The 12,153-nt window shown below is 62.2% G+C and carries 16 protein-coding genes; 8 read left to right on the top strand and 8 right to left on the bottom strand.

All coding sequences use genetic code 11. The features are described from left to right. Positions 1-314 precede the first annotated feature (314 nt). On the top strand, positions 315-797 hold the full coding sequence (locus GTK01_RS20315) for a hypothetical protein (protein WP_252929573.1): 483 nt from the start codon (positions 315-317) through the stop codon (positions 795-797). A gap of 42 nt (positions 798-839) precedes the next feature. Here the strand turns inward: GTK01_RS20315 and GTK01_RS20320 are convergent, their stop codons facing one another. The 4 genes from GTK01_RS20320 to GTK01_RS20335 all read right to left on the bottom strand — a co-directional run bounded on the left by GTK01_RS20320 (position 840) and on the right by GTK01_RS20335 (position 5,551). Then, positions 840-2,186 (bottom strand): NAD(P)/FAD-dependent oxidoreductase, encoded by a 1,347-nt coding sequence (locus GTK01_RS20320; RefSeq protein WP_252929575.1) that lies wholly within the window; start codon positions 2,184-2,186, stop codon positions 840-842. A gap of 10 nt (positions 2,187-2,196) precedes the next feature. Continuing rightward, a complete protein-coding gene (locus GTK01_RS21020; RefSeq protein WP_252929599.1) occupies positions 2,197-2,424 on the bottom strand; it encodes a GDCCVxC domain-containing (seleno)protein in 228 nt (75 codons plus the stop codon). Between the two features lie 73 nt (positions 2,425-2,497). Further along, positions 2,498-5,032, bottom strand: a complete 2,535-nt coding sequence (locus GTK01_RS20330; RefSeq protein WP_252929577.1) for a heavy metal translocating P-type ATPase — start codon at positions 5,030-5,032, stop codon at positions 2,498-2,500. Positions 5,033-5,278: 246 nt separating this feature from the next. Next, positions 5,279-5,551, bottom strand: coding sequence for a metal-sensitive transcriptional regulator (locus tag GTK01_RS20335; RefSeq protein WP_252929579.1), 273 nt, complete (start codon positions 5,549-5,551; stop codon positions 5,279-5,281). Between the two features lie 789 nt (positions 5,552-6,340). On the opposite strand from GTK01_RS20335, the gene GTK01_RS20340 reads away from it, so the two are divergent. Further along, a complete protein-coding gene (locus GTK01_RS20340; protein WP_252929580.1) occupies positions 6,341-7,204 on the top strand; it encodes a DUF305 domain-containing protein in 864 nt (287 codons plus the stop codon). 81 nt (positions 7,205-7,285) lie between these two features. On the opposite strand, the gene GTK01_RS20345 is transcribed toward GTK01_RS20340, so the two are convergent. Together GTK01_RS20345 and GTK01_RS20350 are read right to left on the bottom strand one after the other, a co-directional pair. After that, complete coding sequence (locus tag GTK01_RS20345) at positions 7,286-7,765, bottom strand: DUF305 domain-containing protein (RefSeq protein WP_252929582.1); 480 nt, start codon at positions 7,763-7,765, stop codon at positions 7,286-7,288. Between the two features lie 39 nt (positions 7,766-7,804). Next, positions 7,805-8,227, bottom strand: coding sequence for a hypothetical protein (locus GTK01_RS20350; protein ID WP_252929584.1), 423 nt, complete (start codon positions 8,225-8,227; stop codon positions 7,805-7,807). A gap of 115 nt (positions 8,228-8,342) precedes the next feature. On the opposite strand from GTK01_RS20350, the gene GTK01_RS20355 reads away from it, so the two are divergent. After that, positions 8,343-8,957: a phosphatase PAP2 family protein gene (locus tag GTK01_RS20355; RefSeq protein ID WP_252929586.1), complete on the top strand. Its 615-nt coding sequence runs from the start codon at positions 8,343-8,345 to the stop codon at positions 8,955-8,957. Positions 8,958-8,984: 27 nt separating this feature from the next. Here the strand turns inward: GTK01_RS20355 and GTK01_RS20360 are convergent, their stop codons facing one another. Beyond that, positions 8,985-9,377, bottom strand: coding sequence for a cytochrome c (locus GTK01_RS20360; RefSeq protein ID WP_252929588.1), 393 nt, complete (start codon positions 9,375-9,377; stop codon positions 8,985-8,987). A 32-nt stretch (positions 9,378-9,409) separates the two neighbouring features. Beyond that, a complete protein-coding gene (locus tag GTK01_RS20365; RefSeq protein WP_252929590.1) occupies positions 9,410-9,856 on the bottom strand; it encodes a DUF411 domain-containing protein in 447 nt (148 codons plus the stop codon). Positions 9,857-10,065: 209 nt separating this feature from the next. Here GTK01_RS20365 and GTK01_RS20370 point away from each other — a divergent pair, with 209 nt between their 5' ends. From GTK01_RS20370 to GTK01_RS20390, 5 genes are all read left to right on the top strand, one after another. Next, positions 10,066-10,371, top strand: a complete 306-nt coding sequence (locus GTK01_RS20370) for a hypothetical protein (protein WP_252929591.1) — start codon at positions 10,066-10,068, stop codon at positions 10,369-10,371. Positions 10,372-10,555: 184 nt separating this feature from the next. Beyond that, positions 10,556-10,696 (top strand): hypothetical protein, encoded by a 141-nt coding sequence (locus GTK01_RS20375; protein ID WP_173193769.1) that lies wholly within the window; start codon positions 10,556-10,558, stop codon positions 10,694-10,696. Positions 10,697-10,719: 23 nt separating this feature from the next. Then, positions 10,720-10,977 carry a hypothetical protein gene (locus tag GTK01_RS20380; protein ID WP_252929593.1) on the top strand — a complete coding sequence of 86 codons (258 nt, stop codon included), beginning with the start codon at positions 10,720-10,722 and terminating at the stop codon, positions 10,975-10,977. Then, a complete protein-coding gene (locus tag GTK01_RS20385; RefSeq protein ID WP_252929595.1) occupies positions 10,974-11,369 on the top strand; it encodes a FixH family protein in 396 nt (131 codons plus the stop codon). The genes GTK01_RS20380 and GTK01_RS20385 overlap by 4 nt, the downstream gene beginning before the upstream one ends. A gap of 20 nt (positions 11,370-11,389) precedes the next feature. After that, complete coding sequence (locus GTK01_RS20390; RefSeq protein WP_252929597.1) at positions 11,390-12,073, top strand: efflux RND transporter periplasmic adaptor subunit; 684 nt, start codon at positions 11,390-11,392, stop codon at positions 12,071-12,073. The last annotated feature ends 80 nt before the right edge of the window (positions 12,074-12,153 follow it).

The raw sequence follows: 12,153 nt of genomic DNA on the forward strand, positions 1-12,153 counted from the left end.
AATGCTCGGCGGAGCGTTTGCCGCCAGTCGTCTTCGTATTCATGTTCGTTCCTTCGTCTTCGACGAGAACCGAACACTCCTTAAATCACACCCTCAACTCTGTGCCATAGGCGCTGATCCCGAACATTGGTCAACCTGACTTCAAAGCGATAGTTCCCAATCGTGATCGCAAATGAGTCTCGTCATCCGGCGCACCGCATCGATACAGCAGGGTCCTCATGCCGGCTTGCACTTGCGGGCTGCAGCATCTAACCAGATGTCCGCGTTGAGCGGTCCGGTCGGTCGTACCAGCGGAGCGTGGGAAAGGAAGCGTTATGGCGCACGACACCGTGGAGCAGCAAAGGGCCGATGCGGTTTCCAATCTTTGGAGAGTGCCCGAGCTTCCGATCGCCATATTGTCGTTCGCGCTTCATTTCGTTTGGGAATTCCTCCAGGTACCCGCCTACGAAGGGATGGCCACACTACCCCACTGGGAAGGAATAAAGACGTGCACGGCCGCGACGGCGGGCGACGTCGGCTTGGCGCTCCTTGCATTCTGGACGACGGCGGTTGTCTTCAGGTCGCGTCGATGGATCATGCACCCGCGACCACCACAGCTCGCGCTTTTCGTCGCTACGGGAGTCGTCCTGACGGTAGGTCTCGAATTCTACTACATCGAAGTGACGGGCCGATGGGTCTATTCCGAACTGATGCCTCGCATCCCGCCGTTCGGCACCGGGCTGACGCCCCTGTTGCAATGGCTCGTCATACCGCTCCTCGTGGCCTCCTTGTCCGGCAGGGTGCTGAGAGGCAGCTGATCCCTGCCCAGCATTTCCAGAAAGCATTCGCCAGGCTTCGGATCACAGCATGTAGCCGACGTCGGAAGCTCCTGTTGGATAGGCGAACATCGTCTCCTTCAAGGCGGTTGCGGTCAGATCGTGCCTAATTGCAAGAGCGAACAGGTTGATGACTTCATCTGCATGCGGCCCTACTAGATGGGCCCCTAGAACTCGTTCCGTTCCCTCCTCGACCATCACTTTGAACCCGTAGACTTCCTCTGCAGCTTGGCGGGCGGTAAACCAATCCGACGCATTTTCTGATCGGGTGCGAAACCGGAAGCCATGCCGGCGCGCCTCTTCCTCGCTCCAGCCAACGGAGGCGATCGGCGGGATGGTGAAGGCCACGCTCGGCACGCCCCGATAATCCGGCTTGTGACGATTGCCGTCGAGCAGATTGCCGACGACTGCCTTGGCATCGTGGCTCGAAACCGGGGTGAGAGGCGGACCGGATCCGGCCAAATCGCCTGCCGCATAGACCGCGGGGTTCGAGACGCTTTGCAGATACTCGTTCAACTCCAGCCGGTTGTCTGTCGCCGCGATTTCCCCGCGATCCAGATCGAGATCGCGGATCTTCGGCACCCGGCCTGCGGCATGCACGACGAGATCGGCATCGATTGTCTGCTTCCGCCCGCCCGTCGAAGCGATCGCACGATAGCCGCTTGCCGATTTCTCGATTGCGTTGACAACAGTTCCGGTTCGGACGCCGATCCCGAGGCTGCGGAATTTCGGCAGGAGCCAGCCGACGACGTCAGGATCGAAATGCTTCAGCATGCGCTCGCTCCGCTGGAGGATCGTCACCTGCGCACCTGCTCGCGCTGCGATATGGGAGAATTCAGCCGCGATGTAGCCACCGCCGACCATCACGATCCTTGCGGGCAGGGCGTCGAGGGCGAGGAACTCCTCGTTGTCGACCAGATGTTCCTCGCCGGGAATGCCAAGTCGGACAGGGTCGGCTCCCGTAGCGATCAGAATGTAGCGGGCATTTAGGTCGCTGCCGTTGACCGCCACGCTGTTGGGCCCGGTGAAGCGGGCCTCGCCATGGAAGGCCGCAATCCCTCTTTCCGCATAGCTTTGCTCGTGTTTCCGCGGCACCGGATCGGTAAAACCGCGCTTGAACGCCATCAGCGCCTGCCAGTCGATCCTTGACTCGCCGATCACCCCCTTGCCCTGCATTCTACGGAGAAGATCGACGGCCGACGCAGCGCCCACTAGCATTTTTTTCGGGTCGCATCCGCGCAAGGCGCAAGTCCCGCCATAGGGCTTGCCGTCGATGACGGCCACCGACCATCCGGCCGCTCGCATGCGCATGGCGGTTCCGCGTGCGGCGGTACCCGTGCCGATGACAACAAGATCGAATTTCTGGTTCATGATCGCCGCCTTACGAGTTTCCGCAACAGTCCCCGGTCCTCCCGGCTTCCCGCGCACCTTGGATCGGAGGACATGGGATCGAACCGTAGGAGCAGTAGACGCAGCAATCGCCCGGCCTCGGCCGCATAAGAGTTCCACACCCCGCACAGTCGTAGAAGAACTGGCAGGCGTCAGTCGGCATCGTCTCGATTCTCTCGTGGCCGCATTCGGGACACGTGATGGCACTTTGAAGGTCGATCAAATCACTGGTCCTTCCCTGATCCCTGCCGCCCCGGCGGAATTCCGGCGATCCATCGGACTGAAGAATAGCATCAAGAAGTACCCCGATTTCCGTCGCGGAGAGAAAGGCCCCTCAACCGCAAAGCGTTTGCAATCACAGAGACCGATGACAGGCTCATCGCCGCCGCCGCCAACATCGGCGACAGAAGCGTGCCGAATACCGGGTAAAGTACGCCCGCCGCGACAGGCACCCCCAATGCGTTGTAGACGAACGCGAAGAACAGGTTCTGTTTGATGTTCCGGATCGTGGCCTGAGCCAGGGTACGCGCCCGCACGATCCCGTTGAGGTCGCCCTTCACCAACGTGATGCCAGCGCTTTCGACCGCCACGTCGGCACCGGTCCCCATGGCAATGCCCACGTCAGCCGCGGCCAGCGCCGGCGCGTCATTGACCCCGTCGCCGGCCATGGCGACGCTGGCTCCTTTCGCGCGAAGCTCGTCGATCAGCGCCTTTTTGCCTTCCGGCAACATGTCGGCACGGACCTCGTCGATGCCGAGTTTGGCCGCCACGGCTCCCGCCGTTCGCGCGTTGTCTCCCGTAGCCATGATAATTTTCAGTCCGCTTTCGCGCAGGGCGCGGATCGCGCCAGCGGTCGTCGCCTTGATCGGGTCGGAAACGGCGACGATTCCCGCAAGCTTGCCATCGGCAGCGACGAACATCGCTGTCTTGCCCTCCGATCGCAATTCGTCGGCCCGAGCCTTCACTTCTTCCACGGCGATACCGAGATCGTCCATCATCGCGTGGTTGCCGAGGGCGATGGCGCGATCCGAAACCCTACCTCGAACCCCCTTGCCCGTGACGGCTTCGAAATTGGCGGCGGTTGAAACAGACACTCCCCTTTCACGCGCTCCGTCGACGATCGCTTCCGCGAGCGGGTGTTCCGAGCCTTTCTCCAGACTCGCTGCAAGTGCGAGTAGATCGTCTTCCTCGAACTCGTTCAAAGCGACGACGTCCGTCAGCTTCGGCTTGCCTTCGGTCAGCGTCCCCGTCTTGTCAACGATGAGCGTGTCGACCTTGGCGAACCGTTCAAGCGCCTCTGCGTCCTTGATCAATACGCCGGCCTGCGCACCGCGTCCTGTAGCCGTCATGATCGACATCGGCGTCGCAAGTCCGAGGGCGCAGGGACAGGCGATGATCAACACCGATACGGCCGAGACGATCGCGAAAACCATGCTTGGCTCCGGCCCGAACAACGCCCAAGCAATGAAGGCCACCACGGCGACCAGCACGACGGCCGGAACGAAGTAGAACGAGACCCGGTCCACCATGCCCTGGATCGGCGCGCGCGAGCGTTGCGCCTTGGCGACCATCTCGACGATCTGGGACAACATCGTGTCCTTCCCGACCTTTTCGGCACGCATCACCAGCGAGCCGTTCTTGTTGAGCGTACCTCCGGTTAGGACGTCGCCTTCCGTCTTCTCGACGGGGACCGGCTCTCCCGTGAGCATGGACTCGTCGACAGAAGATCGGCCTTCGAGAACGGTTCCATCCACGGGCACGCTGTCGCCCGGCCGGACGCGCAGCCTGTCGCCGGACTGCACCTCCTCCAAGGGCACATCGGCTTCCGATCCATCTTCTTTGAGCCGCCTCGCCGTCTTGGGAGCGAGGTCGAGCAGCGCCCGGATCGCCGAACCCGTGCGCTCGCGCGCGCGAAGCTCAAGGACCTGGCCGAGAAAGACGAGCGCGACGATCACGGCCGCCGCCTCGAAATAGACCGGAACCGCACCGCCATGGCCGCGGAACTGATGCGGAAAGAGGCCGGGGAACATCGTGGCGACGACGCTGTACGCATAGGCCGCGCCGACGCCGATCGAAATCAGCGTCCACATGTTGGGGCTGCGGTTTACGAACGACTGGTAACCTCGATGGAAGAACGGAATGGCCGCCCAGAGCACAACCGGGGTAGCCAGGACGAGTTCTATCCAGACCGCGACCCTCTCTCCGACCCATTCCCGGGGGGACACGCCGATCATCGGCCCCATCGTGAGGACGAGCAGCGGCAGGGAGAGGACGGCGCTCACCCACAGCCGGCGCGTGAAGTCCGCGAGTTCGGGATTTGGCCCCTCCTCGCCTGTCGGCACGCCCATTGGCTCCAGCGCCATTCCGCAGATCGGACAGGAGCCGGGTTCGTCGCGGATGATCTCCGGATGCATCGGGCACGTGTACTGCGTCCCGGCGGCCATCGCCTCGATGGCCGGTCGTGCGCCGATGAAGCTGTTGGGGTTGCCCTCGAATTTCCTCTGACAGCCCGGCGAGCAAAAGTAGAACCCTTGACCTTCATGCCGGGTGAAGTGCCTCGCGGTGGCCCGATCCACGTTCATGCCACAGACGGGATCGGCAGCCTGGAGGAATGCCTCCGAATCCATGACGAACTTGCCGCGGCAGGACGCGCTGCAAAAATGGTAGGTGTGCCCGCCGTAAACCGCCGTGGGCTTGCCCGCGTCCGGATCGACGGTCATGCCGCAAACCGGATCCCGCGTGACGCCGGCCTCTGCTCCGGGAGCTGTGTGACGATGTTCTACCGACAGGCTTTCGCCGCCGGCTTGATCGTTATCGCTGTGCTGCATGACCGTTCTCCCTAGGAAACGTCCCGACGCTAAGGCTTCCTCCCAATGGAAGGTCAACTGCCATCTCCCGGTTCCGGTCCGCCGAGTTGTTCCCGATACGCCAGCACGACCCCTGCGAAGGGGGATTGAACCTGCAACTAGGGGGGCCGCCCTCGTCTCCCGCGATGTCCTGTCACTGCCGAATCGCTTTCGCCGCTCTGCACGACGGACGGCGGCCCACGCCTACCGCCACCAGCTAGCGGTATCCTACCGGCAAACCTTCTCGAAGACCGAGATCAGCTCCTTAAACTTCATCCGCTGCTCTTCGGGATCGCCGGACGTGATCGCATCCTGTACGCAGTTGTCCGCGTGATCCTGCAGGATCAATATTTCGACTTGAGAGAGGGCCGACCGGATCGCCATCACCTGGTTGATGACGTCAATGCAATAGCGGTCCTCTTCGATCATCCTTCCTATTCCTCGCACTTGACCTTCGACGCGCGCGAGGCGCTGAAGAGCTGCTTGCTTGCGATCTTTCATCGAATTGGCACCTCGCGTTCCCCTGCATGAACCGATTGCGCGAATGAAAGTTTCGGGGAACTTCTGCGAAGGCTTCCGGTTGGGACGGAGAGGTACCCCGGTAGGGTATCAAAGAGGCCACGCTCCCAGCAGAGATTTCACAGCCAACCACGAGAGGAACATGAATCAGCATCCTACCATTGTCGGCGGTACCGGCGGGATCGTCGGCAAGATCCTGTTTGGACATCGCAGTCTCGCGGAGCATCGTCTGCACGGGGGCCGACCACGTCGCTGCCTCGGACCAGATTCGATGCCTTGCGGTGGACGCTCGACACAACCGTGTACCAGGCGGTCGCGAACCGGGCCGGCGGCGTCGAGCTGCCCCAGACGCTTTCGACGAGGAGCTTGCAGAGGAATCCGATCCCTACGCCGAGAGTTGCGTGCACCGGCACGGCGGGCCCGGCCAAGAACCTGCAGAGTGGTCCCGCTGCATGAGACCGGAGCCGCCGCGTCTGACGGAAGCGGCCACCGACTGGACGGGACGAATCTCCTGGATGCCGTCCAGCACCATCGAGTTGACAGCAATGCCGGCATTCGGCGAACACCATCCTGCCGATGAATCGCTGCGATTACCGCCTTCGTCGGCGCTCTGCCGGGGCTGACGGTCGACGATTACTCCAGTTTGACCGGATCCGTACAGGAGCCGTCTGAGTGCGCGCCAATACACGCTGCAGGCGAAGCATCCGAGGGGCCGCTGCCTGGCGTTTCCGACTCCCGCAGCGAATAGCAATAACCAACAGGAAGACGAGTATGTCCTACACCCGTTTCGGCCTGATGATCCTCACCTCCACGGTGGTGATGTTCATCCTGATGTATCTGAACACCTATGCCTGGGAGCATGTCTTTTTCTCTGAAACCAGGACCTACATGGCGATCATGATGGGGGCGACGATGGCCGTCGTCATGCTCGCCTACATGATGGGCATGTACAAGAGCACCTCATTGAACATCGCCATTTTCATAGGTGCAGCAATCGTCTTCGCCCTATCGCTGTGGCTCGTGCGGAGCCAGGTGACGGTCTCGGGACCGAGCTACATGCGCGCGATGATCCCGCATCATTCGATCGCGATCATGACATCGGAGCGGTCGCAGATCCGGGACCCCCGCGTTCGCAAGCTCGCAGACGAAATCATCGAGGCACAGCGTCGCGAGATCGCGGAGATGCGCTACCTCATCGCAGACGTCTCGTCAGGAAACGTGGCGGAAAGTACCTACGAGGACCCGCCGGCCGCGCCGGGCACCGTGGAGGACGCCCTTGCGAACACGCTCGTCAGCCAGCTCGACCTTGCGCCGGTGCCGAAGGCCGAGGCCGATCGCCTGATCGAGACGGATTCGCGCTGCACGTTCAACCGCAGTCCGGAGTCCGAGCCCATACTATGGGCCGCGCAGGACGGCGCAGGTGCGGCGGTCAAGTTAAACGGCGTTCTCGTCTCTCTCGATCGGGACGGCGATCCGCAAACCGACCCTGCGGTCTTTGCGTCGCCGGGCATGAGGGTATCGGTCCGGTCCCTCGGGGAGGAGGCCGATTGGCGTCAAGACTCGGAACTGGTCTTCGAGCTGGATCAAGGTCTCGTCGTAGGCTATCGCGGTTTCTACGACTGCAGCGCCCAGTAATTTCGCGTTCAAATTCGCGGCGCTCGGGCAAGCACACCCTACAGTTTCCGCGCGGCACAAGGCCGCGCGGAAACGCGCTTCTCACTTGACGTTATCTACGAGCCAGTCGGTCATGACCTCAATCTCGGCGGTTTGGTCAGCGATGATCGTTTCGGCGAGTGCCCGTAATTGTTCGTCCTCACCATGGTTCAACATCGCTTCGGCCATTCCGATGGCACCCTGGTGATGCGCGATCATCCCGCACGCGAACGCTACGTTCGGGTTCTCGTTCATCATCCCTTCGTGCATCGCGGGCATGGTCTGCATCATCTTCTGCATATTTTCGCGGACATGCTCGGGCATCGCGTCCATATCCATGTTGCCCATGCTCATCATCGCGCCCATCCCGCCTTCGGAAGAACCACCGGACATCTGACCCATTCCGGACTGGCCCATGGATGCGCCATCGGCCGCCGAACACTGTTCGGGGAGCTTGAAGGCGTCGCCCTCCTGCGCGAGCGAAACGTTCGAGAGCGAGACGACGGCGACAGCGGCCGCAAGAATTGAAGCGAAGTGTTTCATCGGAATTCTCCGTAGATCTGAACTGGTTGTCGAAGGCGTTCAGACCACGGATCGCGGCGGCGGCAGTTCAATCTCCGGGCGCACGCCCGAGGCTGCGGTGATAATGTCAGCTTCATGGACATGCCGCTGCTTTGACCAACGCATGGCGACCGATTCTACGGAAACGCCGGGATGACAAGCGGACATGCTGCAAAGACGCAGGCCTGTGGTGTCGTCCTGCGGCGGCTGGTGGCGTTCGCATCCTGAGTGAACCGCGGAACCTATCGGCAATTCCCAGCCCGCCATGCCGACTGGTGCCGTCGCGAACGCCAGCATGATGAGGGCGCAGAACACCGCCTGCACGCCGGGAATGTATCGGATCGCCCTTCTCAGATGCTCCACAATTCGGCCCGAGGTTGTCGAAATGACGACGGACTCCCGCCCCGCACGCGGATTGGGTCGAGCGACCGCGGGATCGTCCATTGGATATGGGAAGGGGCGGTCCGGCGACAAGTCCCGTCCGCTTTTCGGCGAATGCGCAAGGGGATGTTAGGCAATTTCGTTTAGTGGACGCAGGATGCGGACCTCGCGATCGTTCATGACCCATCTCGACCGATACATTCCTTGGGCGGCGGCGCTGCTGGCGCTTCTGTCAGCGGCGTTTCTGGTCGACTTTCACGCGCCCGACCGGGTGTTGCTCTTAAATCTCGGCGCACCCCAAGGGCCGCGGGAGGGGGGTGGCGTGGTCCATACGTTGGCCTGGGTGTTCACGACCTTGGGAAGCCCGCCTTTCGTGGTACCGATATCGGCGGCCTTGGTGACCATCCTCATCGCTCGCAAGGAGTTGTCCCGGGCCTGGTTCGCATTCCTCGTATTGGCAGGCGGTGCGGCCCTTGCCTACATCGCGAAGGCGGCGTTCGCCACGGCGAAGCCCCATCACCTGCCGGGTTCAGACGCGATGGCCGCCACGAGCTTTCCGAGCGGCCACGCCGTGCTGTCGCTACTTCTCGCCTTGACGATACTGGTGTTGTGGGAGTTCCGCGACCCAAGGCTGAGACGATTGGTCCTGGCGATCGTCCTGGCCATCGTCTTCGCGGTCGGCGCGAGCAGAGTCTTCCTCGGAACGCACTGGCCATCGGACGTTCTCGCTGGATGGCTGTTCGCGGCGCTGTGGACCCGTGCGGCCTATCGACTGGTTTTCGGCAAGGCTTAAGCGGCGTCGCGCAAGTAGCACCCGCCGCTACCTGCTTTCCCAGCGCTTTCGAATTTCGCTTGGCCAGGTCGAGGCGATCCAGTCGATGACGGCTTCGATCTCGTCGTCATCCAGAACCTTATCGAACGCAGGCATGGCGGAGCGGTAATCTTCGAGGTCGGCCGCTTCAGCGATGCCGTATTTCGTTATCGCAACGAGAAGACCCCGGTCATGATGCCACGTGTGGCCGCTTTCGTCGTGCGGCGGTGCGGGCAGCAGTCCATCGGCCTTCCGGACCTGCCAATCCGGTTGTCCTTCCAGATTGGTTCCGTGACAGGATGCGCAATGAGCCGCATAGACCTCACGGCCCGTCTGGAGGTATCGCCGTTCCAGAAGAAGCGGACCGAGGACGAGCGACGATCCGGTGGCGAAGGCTGCCATTGCCAAGACCACCGCCCGCCAAAGGGCCGAACTCACTGATTGCCGATGCTCATATAGACGGACGTCGGTCCGTCCGCGTTGACGGCAATGACGTCGTACGTCGCCTCCGGATCATCGCCCATACCGAGGGAGCCGGACGGCATGCCTGGCACCGCCAATCCGCGAATGGCAGGGCGCTCTTCAAGAAGCTTTGCCACGGCTTCGAGCGGTACGTGACCTTCGATGAAGTATCCTTCGATCTCGGCCGTGTGGCAGCCTTCGAGTTCTTCGGCGACGCCCGCGCTTTCCCGCACCTCCGTCAGGTCTTCCATGTCCGTCAATTGAACGTCGTACCCTGCGGCACGAAACGCCTCCGCCCAGGCGGTGCAGCAACCGCACCACGGTGTCTTGTAGACCTCCAGGACGGCTGCCATCGCGGGGGTTCCGGCCAGCACCGCACCGGCGGTCGCGAGGGTTAGCATGAGTTTGCGAATTGCCATGATTGTCTCCGTCTCTCTATGGGCAAGGATACGTGGGTCCGGATGGAACGAACCCCGCCCATGGGCACTCCATTCAGGAGTGCGGCAGGCCGCCCATCAGGTCAATCCCGCTCCACCTTACATATTTGTAAGGCAGGCTCGGAGCGATGGACAGCATCGTCGCCTTGGGCTAGCGTCGTCGAATGCGCAACTGGGCCAGATCCCTGCTCTTGTTTCTCGTCGTCGCGTTTGCGGCGGCGGCCTCCGTGCAGCCAGGAGCCGGAGCATCGATGTCCGTCGAAATGAGCGCGTCCTCCATGGAAGCGATGAACATGCAGGGATGCGACGATTGTGACGACAGTGGGATGTCCGAACCGTCCTGCATGACGGCGTGCGCTTCGGCCTGTACAGCCATCCTGATCCAGGCTTCCAAAGCGGATTCCTTGCAGCGCCTTTCGCACGATCTGATCCCCGTGCTGATTTCGTTCGGCATCGCCCGTACGCCCGACCCATTCCCTCCCCGTCACTCTGCCTGATGGTCTGAATCGCCGAAAGTTTCCTTCGACGAAATCGCCGTCCCTTCGGGTCCGGGTTTCGCGGTTGGCATCATCCGGTTGATCGAGTGAGTTCCCTGACGCGCCGAGCCGAACGCTCGCGTCGGTGGACAAAAGCTGGGATTTGGCGCGCCGAGTGTGGCTGCGCTCCGCAAGGAACATTCACATGATGGACATGAACGGAATGGATGGCGGCATGGGCATGATGATGTGGGGAATGAGTGCCTTCTGGCTTCTCGCCTTCATCGTCCTCGTCCTCGTTGCCGCAGCACTGGTCAAGTATCTGCGCGACGGAACACGGCGCTAGACGCACTCTCGGGAAAGAGACCCATGAAAATGATCGAATATCACCGGCCCGCGCCTGCCGCAGGCGGCCACGGTTCGCTGCGCCTGCGCCCACGGTGGCCTATGGTCGCGGGAGTTGTCGCCACCGCAACGGGCATCGCCCTGAACTGGAATTGGCTCGCGGCCGCCGGTCTTGCCCCATTCTTGTTGGGTGCCCTGCCCTGCGCGGCGTTGTGCGCGCTGGGGCTGTGCATGAAGGTCCAGTCTTCAACGCAAACGAGCGTCGGCGAGGACACGCGATGAAAAAACCGCTCGCCCTCCTGGCTGCAATCGCGGGCTTTGCCGGGGTAACGTTCCCGATCCCGTCGCTCCTCGCCGCTGCCAGCGACTACTCCTTCGAAATCGTCGATGCCACCGCGGTGGTGGGCGACACGCCGGTGACGCTGAGGCTCCTCGATGCCGACGAAGAACCCGTGGAAGCGGCAGTCATCTACGCCCTCAGGCTGGACATGGCTCCCGACGGAATGGCGGCGATGACCGCCACCCTGCAGCCGGTCGAGGAACTTGGCGACGGGCGCTACCGCTTTCGCGCCGACTTCATGATGGAAGGCAACTGGCGTCTGCAGATCGCCGCCAAGGTCCAGGGCGAGACGGCGACGGTGACGGCGGAACTGTCTTTGGAGGTTCAGCCATGAAGACGGCGAGGATAACGGCGATGATCTTGCTCGTCGCGGCAAGCGCAAGCGTGGGCTTTTGGGCGGGACGGCAAGGTGGGTTTGAAAGTCTGGCCGCGTTTGCCCGCGTCGATGCAGCGCAAAGCGTCAAGCAGGCCAATGACCCTGAAGGCGATAGGGGCAAAATCCTCTACTACCGTCATCCGGACGGTAAGGCGGCCTATTCGGCGGTCGCGACAAAGACCGCTGAGGGCACCCCGTTCGTTCCGGTTTACGAGGATGAGGACGTGATGCTCGGAGAAGGCGGCCCTGTCCCGCCGGGCAAATCCGCATCCACGTCGCCGGATAACGGAGAGATCCTCTATTACCGGAATCCGATGGGACTGGCCGATACGTCGCCCGTGCCGAAGAAGGACTGGATGGGAATGGACTATATTCCAGTCTACGAGGGCGACGGGCAGGACGATTCGGCGATAAGGATCTCGACGGGCAAGGTCCAGCGCACCGGCGTGAAAACCGAAAAAGCGGCGCTCGGAGTCGTAAACCGGTCCATCGACGTCCCGGGCAGCGTCGCGCTGGACGAACGGCTGGTCAGCGTCGTGTCGCCGCGGGTCGAGACATTCGTGGAGACCGTCGCCGACGTGACGACCGGCGACCGGATCGAGGCCGGCGGCGAACTTGATCAGCCCCCCCTGACGGGTCCGGCTGGAATGTTAGTGCATTGACGGTCTTGTTGCCAGCGCGGGCGGCATCGCTGGTTGGGTTTGCAGGGCCGTCCGCGCGGCGAAGGCTGGGATGAAGACCT

This window comes from Aliihoeflea sp. 40Bstr573 (assembly GCF_024105655.1).
GTDB lineage: Bacteria > Pseudomonadota > Alphaproteobacteria > Rhizobiales > Rhizobiaceae > Aliihoeflea.